At 75.4% G+C, this 4,511-nt stretch carries 4 protein-coding genes; 1 reads left to right on the top strand and 3 read right to left on the bottom strand.

Going from position 1 to position 4,511, the window contains the following annotated elements; all coding sequences use genetic code 11:
• Positions 1 to 149 precede the first annotated feature (149 nt).
• The 3 genes from G5C62_RS25845 to G5C62_RS28805 all read right to left on the bottom strand — a co-directional run bounded on the left by G5C62_RS25845 (position 150) and on the right by G5C62_RS28805 (position 3,953).
• Positions 150 to 1,343 carry an amidohydrolase family protein gene (locus tag G5C62_RS25845; protein ID WP_164703257.1) on the bottom strand — a complete coding sequence of 398 codons (1,194 nt, stop codon included), beginning with the start codon at positions 1,341 to 1,343 and terminating at the stop codon, positions 150 to 152.
• 1 nt (position 1,344) lies between these two features.
• Complete coding sequence (locus tag G5C62_RS25840) at positions 1,345 to 2,295, bottom strand: threonine/serine dehydratase (protein WP_164703256.1); 951 nt, start codon at positions 2,293 to 2,295, stop codon at positions 1,345 to 1,347.
• A gap of 137 nt (positions 2,296 to 2,432) precedes the next feature.
• On the bottom strand, positions 2,433 to 3,953 hold the full coding sequence (locus G5C62_RS28805; protein ID WP_164703255.1) for a M20/M25/M40 family metallo-hydrolase: 1,521 nt from the start codon (positions 3,951 to 3,953) through the stop codon (positions 2,433 to 2,435).
• 338 nt (positions 3,954 to 4,291) lie between these two features.
• On the opposite strand from G5C62_RS28805, the gene G5C62_RS27690 reads away from it, so the two are divergent.
• On the top strand, positions 4,292 to 4,511 hold a 220-nt coding region (locus G5C62_RS27690), incomplete at its 3' end, for a hypothetical protein (protein ID WP_206330869.1).

Here is a 4,511-nt window from a genome sequence, read left to right as displayed (position 1 = left end):
GACGCGGTGGGCAACGTGTTCGGGCGGCTGCCGGGCTCCCGCGACGGCGTCGTCCTCACCGGCTCACACGTCGACACGGTGCCCTCCGGCGGGAAGTACGACGGCGCGCTGGGCGTGGTCGGTGGGCAGGGAGATCGTGGAGGTGTCGGTCATGTCGTCCTCTCCGGGATGTCGAGCAGCCGACCGCCGAGGACGACGGCGCGGACGTCGGTCAGGGCGGTCACGTCGTCCAGCGGATCGGCGCCGGTGACCACGACGTGTCCGGGGGCGCCGACCGACAGGTGCCCCAGGTCCGGCCGCAGCAGGCAGCGGGCGGCGGTGGCGGTGACCGCCCGCAGCGCCTGCGCCGTCGTCAGCCCGATGTCGGCGACCAGCAGCGCCGCCTCCTCCGCCACCCCGCCGTGCGGGTTGAACGGGGTGCCGGCGTCGGTGGCCCCGGCGATCGGGATGCCGGCCCGCGCCGCGCGCCGCAGCGAGGTGATCGCCACGTCCTGGACCTCCTCGGCCCGGGCCACCACGGCCGGGTCGACCAGGTGCCGGTTGCGCAGCATCCGGGCGACGGCGACCTGGGTGGTCACCAGCACCGCTCCGGTCGTGGCCATCAGCTCGACCGTCTCGTCGTCGAGGAGGTAGCCGTGCTCGATGCTGGTCGCCCCGGCGCGCAGCGCCCGCCTGGTGCCCTCGTGCCCGATGGCATGGGCGGCGACCCACCGGCCCTGCTCGCGGGCGACGGCTGCCGCGGCGGCCAGCTCGTCCTCGGCGAAGGGCGCGTTGCCGAGGGCGGCTCCGGGGGTGAGGACGCCGCCGGTGGCGACCAGCTTGATGCCGCCGGCTCCGGCGGCCAGCTCGGTGCGGGCCGCCGCCGCCAGCTGGTCGACGCCCTGCACCTCCACGCCGAGGTAGGGGATGTGGCCGCCGGGAGCGGTGAGCGCCCGGCCGGCCGCGGTGACCTCCGGGCCGGCCGCCCGGCTCGCGGCGACCTGCTGCCCGAGGGCGACGGCGATCCCGTGGGGCGCGCCGAGGTCGCGCACCGCGACCGTGCCGGCGGCGAGGGTGCGCCGGGCGTTGGCCGCAGCGGTGGCGGCCAGCTGCTCGGTGCTCGACCGCAGCACCGAGCCGGCGAAGTCGGCGGCGCCGTCGGCGACCAGGTGCACGTGGGCGTCGACCAGCCCCGGGACGACCGCACCGTCGCCGGCGTCGACCTCGGTCACCTCCCCGGTCAGGTGCGGGGCCCGGGACGCGGGGCCGACATAGGTGATCACTCCGTCCTCGATGACGACGGCGCCGTCCTGGATCGGGTCGGCCAGCACCGGCAGCACCCGGCCGCGCAGCAGCACCGGCACGTCAGACCCCCGTCTCGGGCAGGACCGACCAGGACGCCGGATCGAGGTTCGCCCCGCACACCACGACGCCCACCCGGTCCCCGGCGGCGGCGACGTGCGCGCCGGACAGCAGGGCGGCCAGCGCGGTGGCCCCGCCGGGTTCGGCGAGCACCCGCAGCTCCTCCCAGAGCAGCCGCTGGGCCTCCCGGATCGCGTCGTCGGGCACCAGCACGGCGTCGTCGACGTACCGGTCGGCGACCTCGGCGGCGATGCTGCCCAGCCGGCGGGCGCCCAGCGCGTCGGCGGCCCGCCCACTCACCTCGACGTCCACCGGGTGCCCGGCCGCCCGGGCGGCGTGCAGCGTCGGCGCCCGCTCCGGCTCCACCCCGACCACCCGCAGGCTGTCGGTGTACCAGCTGGCGCAGCCGGCGATCAGCCCGCCGCCGCCGACGGCGATGAGCACCGTGTCCAGGTCGGGCGCCTGCTCGCTGAGCTCGTGGGCGACGGTGCCCTGCCCGGCGACCACCTCGGGCTGGTCGTAGGCGTGCACCCGCAGCGCGCCGGTGCGGGTCTCCTCCTCGACGCTGGCCCGGTGCGCCTCGGCGTAGTCGCGGCCGACGGCCACCACGTCGGCGCCGTAACGCCGGATCCGCTCCAGCTTGGCCGCCGGTGCGGCGGCGGGGACGAAGATCGTCGCCCGGTGCCCGAGCCGCTGGGCGGCGTACGCGACGGCGGCGCCGTGGTTGCCACCGGAGGCGGCGATGACCCCCGTCGCCGGGACGTCGGCGGACAGCAGCGTGTTGAACGCCCCGCGCGCCTTGAACGACCCGGAGTGCTGGAGCTGCTCGAGCTTGACGACGACGTCGTGCGGCAGCCCCAGGGGAGCGCCGGCCAGGACGACGACCGGTGTCCGCCGGACGAACGGGGCGATCCGGGCGGCCGCCTGCCGGACGTCGGACTGGGTGATCGTCATGCGGTGTCCTCCTCCGGCCGTCCGGGACGACGGCTCCCGCACGTTATGCCACCCGGCCCCCGGCCACGACCGGGCCGGACACGACAGCGGGGCCGGACACCAGCTGGTGTCCGGCCCCGCGTACGGAACGGGAGGGATCAGGCAGCCACGCCGTGGCCCCGGTCGCCCCCGTTCCCGTTCCCGCGGTCGAGGCCCTTGGCCTTCCCCTTCCCCTTGCCCTTGCCCTTGCCCGGGTGGTTGTCGGTCAGGTCGAGCGGCGTCGGGTCCTGGGCGAGCGACAGGGTGGCGAAGGCGATCGCCTGGCTGTTGATCCCCAGTGCGGTCAGGTCGACGTTGCTGAGGTCGTCGGCGGGGGAGTGGTAGTTCGGGTCGTGCGGGATCCCGGCGGTGCCGCCGAAGAGCGCGACCTCCTCCTCGGTCTTGATGTCGTCCGCGCCGGTGAACAGGCCGGTGGCCGGGATGCCGTACTCGATGAAGCCCTGGTAGTCCGACCGCCCGGAGAACTCGGTGTCGACCCACGGCTGGCCGGTGCGGTCGAAGTAGCCGGTGAACACCTGCTCCAGCGACGCCGATCCCTCCGGCACCGTGACCGGGGCGGTGTACGTCGACTGGTCGGCGTCGTAGACCCCGATGATGTGGTTCGGCGACCCGATCATGTCGAAGTTCAGGTAGCCGGCGATCTGGGCGCGCTCGGCCTCGGTCAGCGACTCCACGTACTCCCAGGAGCCGACCAGCCCGGACTCCTCGGCACCCCACCAGGCGAACCGCACGGCGTTGGTGGTCGGCTTGACCTCGGCGAGCTCGAGCGCCGTCTGCAGGATGCCCGCGGATCCGGTGGCGTTGTCGTTGATGCCCGGGCCCTCGGCGACCGAGTCCAGGTGCGCGCCGAGCATGATCACCTGGTCGGTGTCGCCGTAGGGGGTCTGGGCGATGACGTTGGAGGTGGTGGTCTCGGTGACCTCGACCTGGATGTCGAGGGTGGCCTGCTGCCCGACCTGGCCGAGCAGCGCCTGCCCGGCCGCCTGGGTGAGACCACCGGCCGGGGCGCCGGGGACGGCCTCGCCGAGGGTGCCGTTCAGCGGCTCGTCGGGGACGTTGTTGTAGACTAGGACGCCCACCGCGCCGGCCGCGGTGGCCAGCTGCTGCTTGACCGTGAAGGAGCAGGCGCCGCGGGAGACCAGGACGACGGTGCCGGCCACCGTCCCCGGGTAGTCGGCGGCCTCGCAGCCCGGCGTCGCGTCGTCGGCGGCCAGCGCCGACAGCGGTGCGGTGACCTCACCCGACGGCGAGTACTCCATCGCGATGACGTCGACCGACGCGCCGGCCACGGTCAGTTCCTGAGTGGTCGTGGACGAGGCGACGAAGTCGAAGTACTGCCGCTCGACCTGGTAGCCGGCCTCCTCCAGCAGCCCCTGCACGTAGTCGGCCGAGGCGTCGTACCCGGGGGTGCCGCTGGCCCGGTTCCCGCCGTTCGCGTCGGCGATCTCCTGGAACGCGGCGAGGTGCGCGGCGACCTCCTCGGTCGACACCCGCTGGGCGAAGCCGTGGGGGTGGGGGTTGCCCCCGGCGCCGGCCGGTGCGGCGATGAGCACCGAGCCGGCGAAGGTGGCCGCAGCGGTGGTCAGGGTGAGCGCTGATCGGCGGGTGCGGAGCGACATCGACGTCCTCTCGGGGGAGCGGCCGCGGGTCCCGTGCGGCGGCCGGTGACGGCAACCTAGGCACGGTCGGGGGTCCCCGTCGAGAGCCGGCCGACGGCCCCGATCCGGCCCGGTCCCGCATGTCGGCGCCCCGCCCGGTGCGAACGTGCTGGTGGCGACGGCGGGTCCGCGCGGACGAGCCGCACCGGCCGGGACGGACACGCCGCGTGACGACACACCGGGCATTCGGTAGCGGGGGCGTCGGCGGTGCGGCAGCCCGACCACGTCGCTCCGCCGACCTACGGTGGTCCGGCCGCCGGCCGGGCGGTCCCGACACCCGCTGACGGAGGAGCACCGCCGTGACCCGTTCCCGTTCCTCCGCCGACGCCGGTCCGGCGGTCGGGCGCCGCCCCCGGCGCCGACTCGCCGCAGCACTGCTGATGGGGGTCGCCCCGACCAGCCCGGACTCCTCGGCACCCCACCAGGCGAACCGCACGGCGTTGGTGGTCGGCTTGACCTCGGCGAGCTCGAGCGCCGTCTGCAGGATGCCCGCGGATCCGGTGGCGTTGTCGTTGATGC

The sequence above is a fragment of the Modestobacter sp. KNN46-3 genome, from assembly GCF_011039295.1.
This window is presented reverse-complemented; position numbering and strand designations above follow the sequence as displayed.

Bases quoted from the DNA above. Each gene is read 5' to 3' on its own strand.
- G5C62_RS28805 (WP_164703255.1), bottom strand. From the start codon at position 3,953: ATGTCGCTCCGCACCCGCCGATCAGCGCTCACCCTGACCACCGCTGCG.
- G5C62_RS25840 (WP_164703256.1), bottom strand. From the start codon at position 2,295: ATGACGATCACCCAGTCCGACGTCCGGCAGGCGGCCGCCCGGATCGCC.